Genomic DNA, 14,018 nt, shown 5'->3' with positions numbered 1-14,018 from the left:
GCTTTAGAAAATCTAATGCCTTGGGCAAATAATCTTCCTGACAATCTAAAAGTCAAAATCAAGAAATAAATAAATCCCGATAGGGCTTTAAATCGCCCTACCGGGATATTTTAATATATTTTTTAAATTGATAAAAGGTACCAAAACTTTGACGCTTACCTTCAAATATAGAAAATAGAGAATATCAAAAGGATATTGTGAGATTTTTAAATGCAATTGATATAAATATTGTAGATATTAGAGTAGAAAAACAAGATATAGAAAGTGAAGGTGGTAAGTATAAAATTTATTCCTCTCATAAGATGAATAATAGTGATGAATTAGTTGAAATACCTTTTTATGAAGAATCTAGTGGAACTCAAAAAATGTTTGCTATGTATGGATTATTTAGAGATGCTCTTGAAGATGGAATGCCAATTTTCATAGATGAATTAGATGCAAAGTTACATCCACTATTAATCAAATATATATTAACAATGTTTCATAGTGAAGATACAAATAAGAAAGGGGCTCAATTAATTTATACTGCTCATGATGAATATACTCTAAATAAGGATATTTTTAGAAGAGATCAAATATGGTTTGTAGAAAAGGATAGTGAATCTGTAGCTACATTATATTCATTAGCAGAATATAAAATTGGTGATAAGAAAGTAAGAAATGATGCTAGCTATAATAAAGATTATCTTGCTGGTAGATATGGTGCTATACCAATTTTAAACGAATTTGATATTATTGGAGAAATTAATAATGAGTAGATTAAAGAGAGCAGAAGACAATGGTATAAAAGTAGCATGGTCTAATGAAAGGTTTGAATTATGGTTGTTGCTACATTTTCAAACTTTAAATGCTACTATATCTAGGGATCAATATATTACTAATTTAAATAAACACTTTAAGAGTATAAATAACGGATGCTATGATAAAAATATAAAAAATATATTCGATTTAACTAAAGATTATGTAGATATTGCGATAGAACGTAGTGAAAAATTACGTAATCAATATAAAGTTAATAATAGTAACTATTCTAAAATGAATCCTGGAACTAATGTAGATATTTTGGTTAAGGAATTAATTAAAGTTACAAGAAATGATACTTAGAAATAGGTATCATTTTAAAATAAAACTTAGCTTACATAATCATAATTATGAAATGTAAACTAAGTATATCTTATCAAAATATCCCCAAATCCTAAAAAGATAAACAAGCCCCTATTATGAAAAAAATAAGATTACGTTAAATAAGATATTTAATAAAATAGGCTTGTCTATCATTTCATATATGTACACCTATATAGAATCCTTAGTGGGCGGAGGGTGGGTGGACACTTGGATTGTATATAGTTGGACAGCCCTATTATAGACCTACAGAGATGAATTTCTGATACAGTTTGGACAAGTTGCTTGTATATGAATTTACTCAAGCAGACAAGTGACAAAATCATGTTGGCGTGATATAGATTTAAAATAGTTACTACAAGATCAAAATCCATCATGTCATAATCTCATTGTAAGAACTAACTAAAAAGTTAGTTTTGCAGCATCGCCTTAATTAATGCTTTTTATCACTTTTTTATATTTGATTATTTTACAAATACTTTAAATTCATATTTATATCTCAATTCATTTTTTATATAAAACAATTAGCTATAAACCATATAAGATATTATCTAATATTTTTCAATGTTTTTTTATAACTAATAACACAAATAATGATATTAACTAAGATAATTATGCCTAATGCAAAATAACTTTCTTCGGTATTGGCTTTAAAATGAAAAAATATATTTCCAATTAGTGCATATGCTCCTAGTACAAGAAGAGCTATATTTCCTGGTAAAATTGATTTCATAATCTTCTGGATATCAAATAATTCTTTAATATCTATCCAATTTGAAGTGAAATTTTTAGCATCAAATTTTATATTAACCATATTTATAGTTAACAAATAATTTAGTAATAATACTTCTAATATAATAAAATCTTTCAAATTATTTGATGCAAATCCAATTAAAATACTAAAGCTAATGAATATAATAATAGAATTAATCATTGCCACATATAACTTTGATAATACATATTTATTAGCTTTTATAGGATATATTTTAAAAAATTTTAGTGCAGATCCTTCTCTTGAAAATGATGTAGATGCTGTGGGCATATTAATACATAAACACCATACATATATACCTAAATATATACCTATATTAACTAACCCAATATCATTTATTATTCCATTTAATGAACTTGCTAAAAAGTACATAGGACATACTAAAAAAACAGTTAAAACTAATGGAGCAATTATGCAGTTTGCACGAAGAACTGGAGTACGAGTTATTAAATTCATATCTCTAATAATATTTGATATTATAATATTATTAGGTTTAAAAGAATATTTAGAAGGTTCTATATTTTTTACTTTTTTATATTTAAAAAATGTAGTATTACTTTTCATTATAGTAAAATATAAGTTACCACCAATATAGTAAAAAGTGATGGATGTTATAATAATAATTGATAATGAAATAGTCATTACTATTGTAAAGTTATTTATATAATGAATTAATAAATAAGATAATATAATTACTAATAAGTCATATATTAAAAATAGATTCTTATACTTATATTTTACTTTTGATTTTTTAATAATTGTTTTTAGCCATAATAGTGTTAATGATATTAATATTATATATATTGGTATGATAATTGCTATTATGAGAGAAATCAAAAGTAGTGAAATAACTAAACCTACTTTTAAACTATCTAATAAACAATATGTAATTAAAGGAATAAAAAATATTATGGATATAATAAGATTTTGATAACAAATTGTTATAAATTTTGATAATAAAATTATACCATTTTTAACAGGATAAATGAAAAGCTTATCCCAATCGCTGATTAAATAAAGATGGTTTAATATTTTTCGTATACTTAATATAGTTATTATGAAAATTTCTAAAATTATAATCATATTTAGAATTAAGTACTGCATGTTTTTTGATTTAAAATAATCAAAGGCTACAATTAAAGAAGTTTCCAATGAACAAGTCATAAATATCATTAATAAAATTGCAGCTACTGTTTTCTTTATTAATTTTTTCTTTTCATCATAAAAAAAACTATTAAATTCTAATGAAAAATCATTTTTTACTAAAGCTATTAACTTTTTCATTTTCAAAAACCTCCATATAGATTTCTTCCAAAGTATGTTTATTGCCATACTCTTCTTTCAATTGTGATATATCTCCATAATATAGGTTTTTCCCTTTTTTAATCAGTAACACCTTATCACAAAGGTTTTCTACTATATCTAAAATATGTGATGAAAGAACTACTATATTCCCTTCATTTGCATATTCTCTCATAAAGGTTTTTAATTCATATGATGTTGCTGGATCTAATCCTGTAAATGGCTCATCTAAAATCCAAACTTTTGGTTTATGAATTAGTGATGCAATTAGCATTATTTTTTGTTTCATGCCTTTTGAGAATTTATCCATCATAATATCTAAACTATCTTCGATACTAAATCTTTTGCTTAAAGTTAATATCTGCTCTTGTCTTTCAGACTTTGAAATACCATACATATCTGAAACAAAGTTTAAATATTCAATAGCTTTTAACTTTAAAAATTTATTTTCATCATCAGAAACATATCCAATTTGCTTTTTTCTTTCAATTGAATCTTCTTCTACAGAAAAACCATTTATATTTATATCTCCTTCTGTTATTTCATTAATTCCTAAAATCATATTAATTGTACTGGACTTTCCAGCACCATTAGGACCTACTAATGCTACAACATCACCATCGTTAATAGTAAGATTTAAATTATCTACAGCTTTAAAATCACCATACTTTTTGGTTACATTGTTTATAGAAATCATATATCTACCATCCTTTACAAACAATTAATTATTTATACTTTTTTTACAAAAGTACACAACTATAAATTATACCACTTTTTTCTATAACACCATATCATGTTTTAAAAAAGTATGATAAAGATGACATTGAAAATATATTTTGTTGGGCACCAGATGAAGAACAATGGTGGATAACTGGATTTAATCCTGACTTCGGTAATCCTAAGGTTGATGATATGGTGTCACTGGGAACAATTGATTTTAGTGGACATGAAGATATGTTTACTTCTTTAAAGGAAAATGTATGTAAAAATGATAAGTTGAAGGATTATATGATTTTTGATGAGGATGATCATACGGTTTGGTTAATATGGTGGAGAAATTAGTTATATGAAAAAAATAGTTATTTTAATTTTAATAATTTTTATAGTACCTATATTATATGGCTGTGATAAATTTATTAATGCAGATAAAGTAGGAATTAAAACTTGTGATAAGATAATAAATTATTTAGAGAATGGTGATAATGAAGGACTAAAAAAAATGTTTTGTAATAAGACATTGGATAATGAAAATATTGATGAAGAAATAGAAGATGCTATAGATTTTTTCAATGGAAAAGTAAAATCTTATGATGTAAAGATTTTAGGAAGTGGTGAGTCTTTTAGAGATGGAAAAAGAGAGTATCTTCGTATTAGTCCACGTATTGAAAACATTGTAACAGATACTAATAACCAGTATAAAATTGAAGTTTATTATTATATTGTTTATAGAGATGATATTGATAAAGAAGGTATATCAGAAATTACAATAGAATCAGAAACAGGTGAAAAGTGTACAATAGGCCAGTATATAGAATAGTGTTTTGTTATTAATTATATTTTAACAATTGAAATCTATAAAACATTAATTTAATTATGCACTACATTTAAATATAAAGATTCGTCTATAAAAAAAGATGGGCAATATGTCCGTCTTTTTTATGTTTTCATAACTCTAAATGCAAACTTACGTCACGTATATTCCATATTATCATCATTTTACTCTAAAATATCTTCTCATCTTTCTATTCTTACTTTCATATTTTATGTATTACATACTTATTATCTACAAAACACCTACCTAAAAATGTATAATCTCTATTGTACCTATAAATCAGAAAGGCTATACTGTATGTATGACAATCGTAATACACTGTATTGTAATACAAATACATAAATAAAGAATGGCAATTTTTATGAGTAATTAGTTAAAATCATCTTCTTTTAGGTTAAAAAAAGATGATTTAGAGAAATTCAGAGGTTTTACTGAAGATAATGGTTTTAATCAAGCAGAGATGTTTAACGCTTTAATTAATAATTTTTGACGCTTACTTTCAATTTTTTATTTTACCGTAAATATTTTTTCTATATCAATTAAAGCAGATCCAATACATATATTTTATACTGTTATAAAAAGACAAATTGAATTTAATAATACATTGCTTTGAAGCAGTGATAGTAAGAAAATATGTTATTACAAGCAGTATTTGTTTGACTATAGGTTTTAAAATTCATATAAAATTCTTGTAGTGGTCATAGACCTGTCACAATATATTGATATATTATAATTGTAGTTAATGATAATAGTTAAATTTTTTCAAATCTTTTTCCTTTTTATATAAAGAATGGTCTTTAATGATCATTCTTTTTTGTTATTTAGAATAAAGAAAGTTTATAAGCATAGCGACTACTTAGAGTAGTAGGGGCGAATCTAGAGAAGCAAAAAAAGTTGTTATTTGGAATTTTATTAATAGTAATGGGAATTGCTTTACTAGCACTTTCACACATATTTGGTGGCTCTAATGTAAAAGACTTTTTTTCTGGTATTCTTTTAGGAGTGGCAATTGGTGAAATGCTGGTTGGTGCTTATGTGATTGGCACTGATATAATGAAGTTACCATAATGATCAGTTTTTACGAATATATTTATCAACTAACTATATTAACACAGCATCTTTGATTATCATGACATGTTTCAAAGTATAATTCCTAAATTGTTCAGACATATTATTACTTAAGCAGTTTGTGATTTAATGCAGAATATCTTTTCTCTTCATTTTATTGCAATAAAAATATAATCCAAATGTAATTATAGCAATTCCAATATCAAAGAATGCAATAGTCATTCCTAAAACATTTAAGCGATTACGAAATAAAAATGTAAGGATAAGTAATAGTGTATCAGAAATAGCAGAAACTAATGCAAAAGTAGTAGCTATTTTTTTATTTAATAAAAGCAGTATAGGTGCTATAAGTCCAGTAAATACATTAGTTGTATATAAGAGCAAAAATGTAATTGGGTAATCAGTAAAATACTGTACTACAGCCTCGCCATACCCTTTAGCATTGTAGTAGTCCATATTATGTCCTAGCATCATAAAATAATCATAAACACCATTTGCATATATAAAGATAAAGAATATTGCAATAAACCATAAATGGCAAGGTGCCTTTTTTTCTTTTTTCAAATCCATTCACATCCTCTAATTCTAATATTTATGTTATTGATAAGATATTAGTGCAGTTAAATTGAAACATATTTTTCTATAATTATAAATTCATTACATAAATTTGTAAATAGATGATATGTTAGTGGACACTCTTGGTATGAGTGTTTTATATTTACCTGATTTGCAATATCATTTTCATAAGATGGATCCCAATTGGGTAGTTAATCACGCATATAATCTTCTCTCATATACATATGCTAATAATGCTCCGATTAAAAATAACGACACAGTGGATGGCGTAGTAGATGGATATATGGATAAGAGCGTACAATGGAAGTGTAACTATGAAAGTGCACTTATTCAACCATCTAGGGATGTACTTGATATATTGATGAATGAGTATGCAGCTGGTCATAGGGAGTATTAAGAATATTATAATTTGAATATATTATAGGTAACGAAGTCAAAGATAGTATTCCATTAGGAATGTCTTTGACTTTGTTTATTTGTGCATTTTGAATTTTGGTTTTACCACATCATGTAGAAAAAATGTTCAATATTTTTATCAATTTTATGTTTAAAAAATGTATATGCGGCAAGAATTATAGATAGATAAAAAAGAGAATGTAAAACTTGAAAGTAAGTTAAAATCCTTATAGATGAACATAGAGTTATGTGGCGGTTTGAATAAGGAGATTATGAAAAGGATGATTTTATAGAAAAAATAGACGTTTAAACGCTATTCTAAGAATTATAGAGGTCCTTGACCTCCGCAATCAAATAATAAGGGGAGAGAGTTATATGAGAAGAGAAATTAGAGGACAAGTATTTGATACAGAAAGAGATAAGTTAATATATGAAACATGGAAAAATGGCAGCCTTAGTGCTAATTATGAATTTGAAATTTTATATAAAAATGCTATAGACACATACTATATATATGAAGGTGGTGGACCTAAAACGAGGTTTGCTGAAAAGTTAGGAGATATAGTTACTGTTGGTAGTTCTAGAATAATACCTATTAGTGATATAGATGCAGAGATTTGGTGCCTTGAAAAGGTGTTACCATATGAGTTATTAGAGAGAGAGGCTTAAGGATATGGGAAGACTTAATAAAGGTGAAGAAAAGCATGTACATTTTATTATTGATTTACAGCAGTATAAGGAATTTGAAGTAATAGCAAATAATAAAGGAAAGACAGTTAGTGCAGCTTTAAGAGAATTTATACAGAAAACTATTAAGAGAAAAAAGAATAGTAAAAGTTAATGTATGAAGGTATATTACAGTAATATACCTATCTAAAGCTGTCACATTTACTCTTAATATATTTAAATATTTTATCTAGAATCACATCTATTTCTAATTTACGGACAATCCATCTAAAGAAAAAAGATAATAGAATACCAATACCAAAGTAATAAAAAATAACTATAATAAATTTTAATATTTGTGAGTTAATCAACAGTATTCATCCCTTTCAAAAAAAATTATAGTAACAAACATTTATCCATATGTATCCAACGAGATTAGAAGCAATATAGCATAATATATTCAAATAACTACTTGAACTAATATACTTATATGAAAAATATTAACAGTTTTAATATATCACAAATAATGTAATAGGTACAAATATATATATTAAAAAGCATAAGATTTTAAGTACGTTTATAGTTAATATTATGTAATATCTATTGTATTATAGACATCGTTAGTGATATTTCTAAAACGGTGCCATTACCTAAAGAATTATACATTTCTGGTGACTTCAAAATTCTTTTTAAAGATGATGGGACAATAACATCAATTGATGCTTTACTATATGGTAAAAATAAAAATGATTTTACAGATACTTTTTCCATTGACTATGATTATAAACAAATGCAAAAACATTAAAGTAATTTTAAATAAACATATTAATATAGACACAAATTATGATGATTATGAAGACAATATTAATAGAAAATAATAAAAAAGTACTGAGATTTCACTTCAGTACTTTTTTATTAAGTATCTTCACATAGTTTAATTTCTTAGTATGAAGATGCTTTTTTATAATGTATACTACCTTTTGGTATATTTAAGGTACTTGTCCACTCTAAATAAAGCTTATTTAATTTAATTTCTTCTTCATCTGAATAGCCTGTAAAAATTATTCTATTTATATCTTCTTTATTAAAAACAATTTGTTGATTTGGGTTTACTCCTTGAGGATATAAGCATCCTACATAATCGAAAAATTGTTCAGTATTATCAATGTGCTCTACAGGGCCTCTGCCTATTATAACAATTTTATCATTTGTACCAATCAAGGTAACTACGCTACCTAGTGGTAATAATTTATCTTCCATATGTATTTCTCCTTATTCTATAAATTTATTGTATATATCTAGAGAAGTATTATTGATTGCATTTATTTGTGAACCACTGCCGCCTTTACTAGTAGTTATGCAAAGTACATAAGTTTCTTTGTCTGTAGTAACAATTGCAGCATCATTTTCTATACCTGTGTATTCTCCAGACTTATTAGCAATTGATACAGTATCAGGCAATAGCTTTGGAATTTTTGTGTGGTTTTCGTTTTTATTCATTATTTCTAGCATTAGATTATCGTAATGATCATCAATACACTTTTTGTTATATAATTTTTCTAAAGTTAGACATAAGTCATTTACAGAAGTATAATTTTCAATACCTTTTTCAATTGCATTTGAATCCATCATTTTTCTATTTAGTTCTGTATCAGTACAGCCTAGTTGTTTTATAGATGTATTAATATTTTCCATACCTAAGTTATCTATAAGAATATTAGCTGCAGTATTATCACTTTTAATCATCATTAGAGTTATTAACTCATTTATAGTAAGTGTTTTACCAGATTCCTCATTTGATAATACTCCGGAACCACCAGTCTTCATATTTTCTTCTAAAACAATGGTATCATCTAAATTTATATTTCCTAATTTTGCTTGATTAAATGCTTCAATCATAATATATATCTTGATTGTACTAGCAGATATAGTTTTTTTGCTATTAATTGAAAGTGTATCTGTAGAGGATAAATCTTTAAAAGCTAATGAATAATCACTAGTTATATTACTAAAATTTTCAGTAGTTATATTTTTTATTGAGTCCTGTAAGTCGGTATTTTTCTTAGTATTTACTACGGTATCTTTTGAATTTGAAGAATTATTTGTGTTTACATTTGTAGAAACATTTTTATTTACATCATAGGCTTTAACTTCAGAATTATTAGTATTGTTTTTGCTTGCCAATGGAAGATTTTTTTTGCTGTTAGTGACATTTTCTTTACTACTTTGAACACCTATCTTTCGCGAGGCATGAAGAATATTTGCTATAGAAATAGTAGCAGTAATTAACAGTAAAATTGCTATTAGAGCAGTTAATTTTTTTATACTTAAAGTTTTTTTAGAAAGTGTATTGGATTTATTATTATTTTTAATATTTAACAAGTCATCAATCTCCTTAGTATTTTCCATATTAGTAGAGCTAATTTCTCCTTCAGAAATTTCACTTTCTTCTTCATTTTCCATTAACTCATATATTGATATTTGATTAGTATCCTTAATATCATCTAAATCATTTTGCAGCTCATTTCCACAAAATGGACAGAAAATATAGTCGTCATTAAATTTTTTATCGCATTTAATACAAATTTTCACAAGTATCACCCCTTTTTATATGTGCCTGCTAACAATTCTACCATATATGATAATAAATTACAATATTCTACTTTTATAATATAAATTGATATTTACTGGAATATTGTTTTAAAAACCTCCATTTTGATATAATAGAATAAATAGATGAGGTGAAAGAAATGAGTAGATTATATAGTGTTATTAATATGGATATTATGAATTCAAGAAATATAAAAGATAGAGAGAGTATACAAAATGATATAAAAACTTATTTGACTTCCATAAGCAAAAAATATCAGAAGATATTGGTTGCACCAATAACTATGACACTTGGTGATGAGTGGCAAATAGTTTTAAGTGATATAAGTGAGAGTTACGATATTTTTAAGGAAATTCAAGTGTTTTTAAAAGAAAAGGAAATAAAATGTTATGGGGGATTAGGAATAGGCTCTATAGATACTTCTATATCAAGTGATACAAGAGAAATGGATGGAGAAGCATTTGTTTTTGCAAGAGAAGCTTTAAAAATCGCTAAAAGTAGTACTAGATTTTATAATGAGTATATGAGCGCAAAAGAAAATAGATTTTACTTTAAGGGGATAAAAAGTTATTTTAATGAGTATAGTTCATGTGATTCCTTAGATGAAGTGGCATTAACAATAGAAGAAGATTACGTTTCTATAAATGATATGATAAACACTTTAATTGAAAATAATGAGGTTTTAGAAAGTAAAATAACTATTAAGCAAAGAGAAATTATAAAATTATATAAAGAATATGGATCATATAATTCTATAGTAAAGGAATTTAAAAATACCTCTAAGCCAAGTATCTCGCAAAAACTTAATAGTTCAAATTATTTTCTTATAACCCATAATCATAAGATGATAAAAAATTTATTAAAGTTATATGAGAAAAGGTTGATGGAGAAGTAATATGAATATTAATTTAATTTTACTTTGTATTCTATGTCATTTTTTAATGGATTTTCTTTTTCAGAATGATACTATATTGAAATTGAGATTTCCAAGCTACAAAAAGAAATCAACAGATATAGTAAAATCGATGAAGGGAAATTTTTATCATACACTTGTACATTTCATAGGCTTATTTTTTATAGTTGGGGGTTATTCTGTATATAATAATATAGCTGTCCCATTTTTTTCATTGTTTATAATTACAATAGGACATTTCATTATTGACTTTATTAAGTCATTCATCATAATATATTTTCCTGATTTTAAAGATAATTTATGGATATTTCTCATTGATCAAATGTTACACATTGTTGTAATCTTAGTATCTTTTTTGAGAAGTGATAATTCTGCTTATGAATTTAACAATACTAGTAAAATACTTCTTATAGCAATAGTTTTTTTATTATCTACATATGTTTCTGGTATATTTATCAAAATATTAATTAAGTATATAAGTAAGAGGGACAAGTTTTTTAATGATGAAGTTATTATAAATAATAGAATAAAGAATTCTGGAGCGAAGAATGGTGGTTTTATAATAGGAATATTAGAGCGTACGTTTATATTAGTAATTATGATATTAAATCAACCATCAATTATTGGTTTTGTGCTAGCTGTTAAATCTGTAGCTAGATTTAAAAAGTTAGAGGACGAAAATTTTGCTGAGTATTTCATTATTGGTACTTTTATAAGTTTTATTATTGCTATAATAGGTGGGAGAATAATTTATTTATTATTTCAGAGCTACTAAATTTAAATTATGTTTTTTACAATATCGAATAGCTCTTCTAGCTAGATAGAAAGCTTCACCATCTAGTTGATTTACTGTGAGTTCAAAGTTAGTTATAGATACTTTTCCATATCCTATAGCAGTGTAAAATTCAATATTATCTGATAAGTTTTCTTTAAAAAAGTCTATTATATCATTATAACAAGCATATTCACTAAGTAATCCTTGCCATTCATCACCAATAGTTATTATAAATGGAGATATTATAAAGTCCTTAAACTTCTTATTGCATTTTTTTAGCATATCAATTAATTGTAGTTGAACTTCTAATCTATTATTTATGTTTCTAGAATTCTTAATATCGCAAATCATAGCTATATATAACATAAATTCCTCCATGATAAATTAAATAAGTTAATGAATAAAACTTAACTGTACATAAGTTAAGTTTTATTTGTTAACTCTATCGTTATAATAATATATGATATATGAAATATTGTTGTTACTATTTGAAAGATAATCTTAGTAGTGAAACAATAGCAAATAAAAAAACAACCAATATTTCGCAGTTATATATCAAATAATATTTTTATTAATGTCAAGGTATGCAGTTGGATTCATATAAATATAGTATAAACACTATTTTAGAAAGGATGAAAATTTATGCAAAGCAGAAGTTTAGGAAATTTAAGTGGAATAGATATAAGTAACTGGCAAGGTGTAGTAGATTTTGCAAAGGTAAAACAAAGTGGAATTCAAGTAGTTTATATGAAAGCAACAGAAGGAGACTATTATTTAGATTCTTATTTAAATTCAAATTATAATGCTGCTAAGGCACAAGGATTATTAGTAGGGTTTTATCATTTTTTTAGACCATCTACAGAAAGTAATGCTAAAGCACAAGCATTATATTTCGTTAATGCATTGAAAGGTAAAAAACCTGATTGTAGGTTAGCCTTAGATTTAGAAGTAAGTGGCGGACTGAATAGAAATGAATTAACAAATTTAGCAAAAGTATTTTTAGAAGAAGTAAAAAGATTAACAAATAAAGAAGTAGTGGTATACACTTATAGTAATTTTGCTAAAACTAATATAAATGCTTCTTTAAATAAATACCCACTTTGGATAGCAGAGTATGGAGTAACAACTCCTCAAAATAATGGGGTATGGAATAGGTGGATTGGTTTTCAATACTCTTCTTCAGGTGCAGTATCTGGAGTGAGTGGAAATTGTGATCTTAATGTATTTTTAAATGAAATTTTACTTGATGATAAGGTTTCAATTCCAGAAGTAGTATACAATAATCAACCTGTAGATAGCAATAATTATTATACAGTACAAAGTGGAGATACTTTAAGTGGAATAGCAGCAAAGTTTGGAACCACTTATGAAGCTATAGCAACATTAAATGGTATATCTAATCCAAACTTAATTTATACAGGTCAAGTGCTTAAGATACCAACAACATCATCATATAGTAGTAATCAGACTTATACAGTACAAAATGGTGATACCTTGAGTGGAATAGCAGCAAAATTCGGAACCACTTATAAGGCTATAGCAACATTAAATGGTATATCTAATCCAAATTTAATATATACAGGACAAGTATTAAAAATTCCTCATAGTAATGTAAGAACCTATACAGTACAAAATGGAGATACTTTAAGTGGGATAGCAGCAAAATTCGGAACCACTTATGAATCTATAGCAACATTAAATGGTATATCTAATCCAAACTTAATTTATACAGGTCAAGTGCTTAAGATACCAACAACATCATCATATAGTAGTAATCAGACTTATACAGTACAAAATGGTGATACCTTGAGTGGAATAGCAGCAAAATTCGGAACCACTTATAAGGCTATAGCAACATTAAATGGTATATCTAATCCAAATTTAATATATACAGGACAAGTATTAAAAATTCCTCATAGTAATGTAAGAACCTATACAGTACAAAATGGAGATACTTTAAGTGGGATAGCAGCAAAATTCGGAACCACTTATGAATCTATAGCAACATTAAATGGTATATCTAATCCTGATTTAATTTACCCAGGACAAGTGCTAAAAATCTAGGATATTAGTAAGTTAAAAATATGGGACTGTCGCACAAAGAACTTAGAGATTAGAGTGCGGCAGTTCTTTCAGCAAAATAGAATATAAATGTCAACTTAATAATGTAACTTTTTGATCATTTAAGAATGTAGTTTTTTAGTTATCTTCTTGTCTTAAATGATCTTTTAATCTATATGAGTTTCCACTTATAGAAACTACATG

The 14,018-nt window shown here is 25.8% G+C and carries 17 protein-coding genes and 1 pseudogene; 11 read left to right on the top strand and 7 right to left on the bottom strand.

Features of this window, described 5'->3' with window-relative positions; translation table 11 throughout:
- The first annotated feature begins 197 nt into the window (after positions 1-197).
- Together KQI30_RS15330 and KQI30_RS15325 are read left to right on the top strand one after the other, a co-directional pair.
- A complete protein-coding gene (locus KQI30_RS15330) occupies positions 198-758 on the top strand; it encodes an AAA family ATPase (protein ID WP_437177743.1) in 561 nt (186 codons plus the stop codon).
- Positions 751-1,104 (top strand): RloB family protein, encoded by a 354-nt coding sequence (locus KQI30_RS15325; RefSeq protein ID WP_216464221.1) that lies wholly within the window; start codon positions 751-753, stop codon positions 1,102-1,104. The genes KQI30_RS15330 and KQI30_RS15325 overlap by 8 nt, the downstream gene beginning before the upstream one ends.
- Before the next feature lie 565 nt (positions 1,105-1,669).
- Here KQI30_RS15325 and KQI30_RS15320 read toward each other — a convergent pair.
- Complete coding sequence (locus KQI30_RS15320; protein ID WP_216464220.1) at positions 1,670-3,178, bottom strand: hypothetical protein; 1,509 nt, start codon at positions 3,176-3,178, stop codon at positions 1,670-1,672.
- Positions 3,147-3,893, bottom strand: a complete 747-nt coding sequence (locus KQI30_RS15315) for an ABC transporter ATP-binding protein (protein WP_216464219.1) — start codon at positions 3,891-3,893, stop codon at positions 3,147-3,149. The genes KQI30_RS15320 and KQI30_RS15315 overlap by 32 nt, the downstream gene beginning before the upstream one ends.
- A 215-nt stretch (positions 3,894-4,108) precedes the next feature.
- Between KQI30_RS15315 and KQI30_RS15310 the strand changes: the two genes are divergently transcribed.
- The 3 genes from KQI30_RS15310 to KQI30_RS15300 all read left to right on the top strand — a co-directional run bounded on the left by KQI30_RS15310 (position 4,109) and on the right by KQI30_RS15300 (position 5,816).
- Positions 4,109-4,258 (top strand): hypothetical protein, encoded by a 150-nt coding sequence (locus tag KQI30_RS15310; RefSeq protein WP_216464218.1) that lies wholly within the window; start codon positions 4,109-4,111, stop codon positions 4,256-4,258.
- A gap of 4 nt (positions 4,259-4,262) precedes the next feature.
- The gene (locus tag KQI30_RS15305; RefSeq protein ID WP_216464217.1) at positions 4,263-4,733 is read left to right on the top strand and encodes a DUF5104 domain-containing protein; all 471 of its coding nucleotides are present in this window, start codon (positions 4,263-4,265) and stop codon (positions 4,731-4,733) included.
- Between the two features lie 909 nt (positions 4,734-5,642).
- Positions 5,643-5,816 carry a hypothetical protein gene (locus KQI30_RS15300; protein ID WP_216464216.1) on the top strand — a complete coding sequence of 58 codons (174 nt, stop codon included), beginning with the start codon at positions 5,643-5,645 and terminating at the stop codon, positions 5,814-5,816.
- A 126-nt stretch (positions 5,817-5,942) separates the two neighbouring features.
- Here KQI30_RS15300 and KQI30_RS15295 read toward each other — a convergent pair whose 3' ends face one another.
- Entirely contained in the window at positions 5,943-6,386 is a 444-nt protein-coding gene (locus tag KQI30_RS15295; RefSeq protein ID WP_216464215.1) for a hypothetical protein, read from the bottom strand.
- Positions 6,387-6,492: 106 nt separating this feature from the next.
- On the opposite strand from KQI30_RS15295, the pseudogene KQI30_RS15290 reads away from it, so the two are divergent.
- From KQI30_RS15290 to KQI30_RS15280, 3 genes and pseudogenes are all read left to right on the top strand, one after another.
- Positions 6,493-6,789: pseudogene (locus tag KQI30_RS15290) on the top strand (DUF4261 domain-containing protein); the annotation flags it as partial.
- 374 nt (positions 6,790-7,163) lie between these two features.
- Positions 7,164-7,457 carry a hypothetical protein gene (locus KQI30_RS15285; RefSeq protein ID WP_216464213.1) on the top strand — a complete coding sequence of 98 codons (294 nt, stop codon included), beginning with the start codon at positions 7,164-7,166 and terminating at the stop codon, positions 7,455-7,457.
- A gap of 4 nt (positions 7,458-7,461) precedes the next feature.
- Positions 7,462-7,629: a hypothetical protein gene (locus KQI30_RS15280; protein ID WP_216464212.1), complete on the top strand. Its 168-nt coding sequence runs from the start codon at positions 7,462-7,464 to the stop codon at positions 7,627-7,629.
- A 425-nt stretch (positions 7,630-8,054) separates the two neighbouring features.
- On the opposite strand, the gene KQI30_RS15275 is transcribed toward KQI30_RS15280, so the two are convergent.
- The 3 genes from KQI30_RS15275 to KQI30_RS17425 form a co-directional block, all read right to left on the bottom strand.
- Entirely contained in the window at positions 8,055-8,225 is a 171-nt protein-coding gene (locus KQI30_RS15275) for a hypothetical protein (RefSeq protein WP_216464211.1), read from the bottom strand.
- A gap of 171 nt (positions 8,226-8,396) precedes the next feature.
- A complete protein-coding gene (locus KQI30_RS15270; protein WP_216464210.1) occupies positions 8,397-8,714 on the bottom strand; it encodes a DUF4176 domain-containing protein in 318 nt (105 codons plus the stop codon).
- Between the two features lie 12 nt (positions 8,715-8,726).
- Complete coding sequence (locus KQI30_RS17425) at positions 8,727-10,046, bottom strand: serine hydrolase (protein WP_216464209.1); 1,320 nt, start codon at positions 10,044-10,046, stop codon at positions 8,727-8,729.
- A gap of 158 nt (positions 10,047-10,204) precedes the next feature.
- Here KQI30_RS17425 and KQI30_RS15260 point away from each other — a divergent pair, with 158 nt between their 5' ends.
- Together KQI30_RS15260 and KQI30_RS15255 are read left to right on the top strand one after the other, a co-directional pair.
- Positions 10,205-10,960, top strand: a complete 756-nt coding sequence (locus tag KQI30_RS15260) for a SatD family protein (RefSeq protein WP_216464208.1) — start codon at positions 10,205-10,207, stop codon at positions 10,958-10,960.
- 1 nt (position 10,961) lies between these two features.
- Positions 10,962-11,753, top strand: coding sequence for a DUF3307 domain-containing protein (locus tag KQI30_RS15255; protein WP_216464207.1), 792 nt, complete (start codon positions 10,962-10,964; stop codon positions 11,751-11,753).
- Here the strand turns inward: KQI30_RS15255 and KQI30_RS15250 are convergent.
- Complete coding sequence (locus KQI30_RS15250; protein ID WP_216464206.1) at positions 11,736-12,119, bottom strand: SatD family protein; 384 nt, start codon at positions 12,117-12,119, stop codon at positions 11,736-11,738. The genes KQI30_RS15255 and KQI30_RS15250 overlap by 18 nt on opposite strands.
- A 276-nt stretch (positions 12,120-12,395) precedes the next feature.
- Between KQI30_RS15250 and KQI30_RS15245 the strand changes: the two genes are divergently transcribed.
- Entirely contained in the window at positions 12,396-13,817 is a 1,422-nt protein-coding gene (locus KQI30_RS15245) for a LysM peptidoglycan-binding domain-containing protein (RefSeq protein ID WP_216464205.1), read from the top strand.
- Positions 13,818-14,018 lie beyond the last annotated feature (201 nt).

The organism is Clostridium bornimense (genome assembly GCF_018917145.1).
GTDB classification, from domain to species: Bacteria; Bacillota; Clostridia; order Clostridiales; family Clostridiaceae; genus Clostridium_AN; species Clostridium_AN bornimense_A.
This window is presented reverse-complemented; position numbering and strand designations above follow the sequence as displayed.